The 2,728-nt window shown below is 62.8% G+C and carries 6 protein-coding genes and 1 pseudogene; 3 read left to right on the top strand and 4 right to left on the bottom strand.

Going from position 1 to position 2,728, the window contains the following annotated elements; genetic code table 11:
• Positions 1–232: 232 nt before the first annotated feature.
• The 3 genes from tnpB to KO516_RS14525 form a co-directional block, all read right to left on the bottom strand.
• Entirely contained in the window at positions 233–541 is a 309-nt protein-coding gene (gene tnpB, locus KO516_RS14535; protein WP_216004505.1) for an IS66 family insertion sequence element accessory protein TnpB, read from the bottom strand.
• A gap of 81 nt (positions 542–622) precedes the next feature.
• Complete coding sequence (locus KO516_RS24785; protein WP_371742089.1) at positions 623–1,045, bottom strand: transposase; 423 nt, start codon at positions 1,043–1,045, stop codon at positions 623–625.
• A 20-nt stretch (positions 1,046–1,065) separates the two neighbouring features.
• The gene (locus KO516_RS14525) at positions 1,066–1,305 is read right to left on the bottom strand and encodes a hypothetical protein (RefSeq protein WP_216004504.1); all 240 of its coding nucleotides are present in this window, start codon (positions 1,303–1,305) and stop codon (positions 1,066–1,068) included.
• Here KO516_RS14525 and KO516_RS14520 point away from each other — a divergent pair.
• The 3 genes and pseudogenes from KO516_RS14520 to KO516_RS24645 all read left to right on the top strand — a co-directional run bounded on the left by KO516_RS14520 (position 1,304) and on the right by KO516_RS24645 (position 2,369).
• Positions 1,304–1,558 (top strand): hypothetical protein, encoded by a 255-nt coding sequence (locus KO516_RS14520; protein WP_216004503.1) that lies wholly within the window; start codon positions 1,304–1,306, stop codon positions 1,556–1,558. The genes KO516_RS14525 and KO516_RS14520 overlap by 2 nt on opposite strands.
• 177 nt (positions 1,559–1,735) lie before the next feature.
• On the top strand, positions 1,736–2,071 hold the full coding sequence (locus tag KO516_RS14515; protein ID WP_216004502.1) for a transposase: 336 nt from the start codon (positions 1,736–1,738) through the stop codon (positions 2,069–2,071).
• Positions 1,995–2,369, top strand: a pseudogene (locus KO516_RS24645) (transposase). The gene KO516_RS14515 and the pseudogene KO516_RS24645 overlap by 77 nt, the downstream one beginning before the upstream one ends.
• Positions 2,370–2,381: 12 nt before the next feature.
• On the opposite strand, the gene KO516_RS14505 reads toward KO516_RS24645, so the two are convergent.
• On the bottom strand, positions 2,382–2,728 hold a 347-nt coding region (locus tag KO516_RS14505), incomplete at its 5' end, for a transposase (protein ID WP_216004501.1).

Raw genomic sequence — 2,728 nt, 5'->3', positions numbered from 1 at the left:
CGTCATCACTCAGCTTCTCGGACCGTTTGCCATGCACGATATGGTTCAACTTGGCCACGAGATGCTCGAGCCGCCGGTTGGCGTCCTTCAGGGCGCCGTTTTCCTGCAGCACCGCCAGAACGGCGGCGCGCTGGCTCTCAGGGGTCGCGGACAGGTCGATGGGCGGGGCGTCGGGCATGGCTGGGTTATACCGGGCCCGGGGCGCCGATGCCCGGTTATTCAATAGTCCGAGTCACTCTGCCACAGCCGGACGGCGCACCTCCAGCGACCGCACCCGGCGCCAGTCCAGGCCGGCAAACAGGGCTTCGAACTGCGCGCGGTTCAGGGTCATCGCCCCGTAGCGGATTGCCGGCCAGGTGAAGGTGCTTTCCTCCAGGCGCTTGTAGGCCATCACCAGCCCGCTGCCGCCCCAGAACAGGATCTTCAACCGGTCGGCGCGCTTCGAGCGAAAGACAAAGACCGTTCCGGTGAACAGATCCTCGGCCAGTGTCGGCTGGACCAGCGCCGCGAGGCCGTCATGGCCTTTGCGGAAGTCCACCACTGCCCGGCAGGGCCTTGCCAACGGCAAGGTCCCGAGAGGGAGGCTTCGTCGCCACCAGGATCCGCAATCCTTGCGAGGGCATCAGCATGGATGCGCCTCGAGCGCATGGACGATCTCCGCGATGCGGGCCGCGGGCGCATCCTGCGCGAGCTCGACGACGACCGACCCCCGGACAATCCGGACCGTCGCCGCCTGCGATGCATCCTCCGGACGCGCTTCTTGCTGGGCGACCTCGCAGACGACGAGAGGCGCAAAGACAGGGTCCTCGACTTCTGCCGCAGGCAGCACGAGCTTGCCCTGTCTCGCTTCACGTCGCCATGCCGAGAGTTGATTGGGCAGAATGCCAAACCGCTCCGCCACGGCATTCACCGTCGCACCAACCCCCAAGGTCATCGCGACGGCCAAGGCCTTGGCCTCATCCGGCCACCGCCGATCACCCGACGCGTAAATCTCGACGCCCAGCGATTTGAGAAACGAATTTGTAGCGCACATTGCGAAACGCACTCCCCATCATAAGATGGAGATCACCTCGCAGCCAAAGTCATCAGAAGTAACGTAGGATCAAGGCGCGGCTTACCGTGAAGCGACGGCGCCAGCCACCCAAGGCGTTCTCTGGCAATGGCCAGCAGCGCGCTGATCTTGCCGAGATCGCAATTCTGAAGAAAGAGGTCGCCAAGCTCAAGCATACTGAAAAAGGGTGAGACCATTTCCGCCGTCGGTCCGAGGATGATGGTCGAACGCCTAATTCGCGCGGGACGCGCCATGGTGTTCGCACTCGTTGCGAAGCGTCGGTATATCTGGCCAGCGAGCTGGATGCGCGTCGCTCTGGGCGTGTCCCGGCCGGGCTATTACGTCTCGGTCGTGCTCGACCCTTTCTCCCGGCGCGCCGTCGGTTGGTCGACGCAGTCGGACCGGGACGCCTCGCTGATCATGGACGCGCTGATCCCTTGCGGGACATCTGCAAGGCAGATGCTCTGCCGGGCAGTGGATGGCCGTCTGGCGCCGCGACAAGCCTGACGCGCTTTTGCATTGTTCCGATCAGGGTTCGCAGTTCCAACGCTTGCTGCTCGACAACGCCGTCACCTACTCCGCTCTTGCTTTATGATTTCGACAGTTCCCGATGCCTGATGGGAACTATTACGCGGATCGCGCCAATCGGCGTGATGGCGGGGGAAGATCGTACCCCTCTGGGTCATGATGGGCCGATGCCGAGCATGGGATGGAGAAGACCCACCCGGCGCGGCGTTCACTTATGCGCCGGGGCGATCCGGCAAACACGCCGCGGATATTTTGAAGGGCTTTGACGGCATCCTGCAGGTCGCTGGCTATACTGGCTACGGCCGGCTGATTGTCCCAAAGCGGCAGGCGACGTCTGCTGGGCGTATGCCCGTCGTAAGCTGTTCGAGCGAACCAAAAACAGCGCAGCGCCGATTGCGCAGGAGGGGCTCGGCAGATCACGGCAATTTATCGTGTCGAAACGCGGATCCGCAGCTTGACCGCCTCTCAGAGGCTGGCCGTCCAGCAGGATAAATCCGTTCCGATGATCGCGGTGTTCAATATCTGGCTGGAACAGGCCAGAGCACAGGTCTTTGGGCCGTTCACGACCAGAGAGGCGCTCTAATACAACGCAAAATACTGTGACGGGCTGATCCTGTTTCTCTCCGACGGGCGGATCGAGATGGGCAACAACACCGTCGGACGCACCATCCGGCCAATCGCCATAGGCGCAAGGACAACCTTTTCGCCGGTCACGCAGCCATCGCCCAAAACCGGGGGTCGTGTCGCAAATGCTGTGGGAATTGCCAGAGGTCGTTCCCCGGGCACGTGAATTTGGCTCCGTTTAGGCAGCGAGGTCCAGGGACATCGGCTCGAGGGCCTGAGAGAAGGTTTCGCATCCGTCAACCTTGAGCATTTGGATCTGGCCAGAGGCCAACAGCGCCCAGAGCAGCATCGGCGCCGTCTCGGCGCAGGGCAGCACGGTCTGTGTCTTGATCCGGCGGCGGAATTCCTCGTTCAGTCGCTCTATCGCGTTGGTGGTGCGGGCCGATTTCCATTGCGACGGATCGAGCCGGGTGAAGCTGAGGAGCCGCTCGACCGCTTCTTCCAGGCTGTCGGCGACCGCGCGGCACTTGAGGCGCCACTTGCGCAGGAACATCTTCCGCTGGAACTCTGAACCGCCCCGGTTTT

The sequence above is a fragment of the Citreicella sp. C3M06 genome, from assembly GCF_018860705.1.
Classification (GTDB): Bacteria; Pseudomonadota; Alphaproteobacteria; order Rhodobacterales; family Rhodobacteraceae; genus Salipiger.
Note: the sequence above shows the minus strand (reverse complement) of the source record. Positions and strands in the feature narration are given on the sequence as shown.

What these genes read in the sequence shown, in the direction of transcription:
- KO516_RS14520 (WP_216004503.1), top strand. Translation starts at nt 1,304, where the DNA reads ATGGTGTTCGCACTCGTTGCGAAGCGTCGGTATATCTGGCCAGCGAGC.
- KO516_RS14525 (WP_216004504.1), bottom strand. Translation starts at nt 1,305, where the DNA reads ATGGCGCGTCCCGCGCGAATTAGGCGTTCGACCATCATCCTCGGACCG.
- KO516_RS14515 (WP_216004502.1), top strand. Translation starts at nt 1,736, where the DNA reads ATGATGGGCCGATGCCGAGCATGGGATGGAGAAGACCCACCCGGCGCG.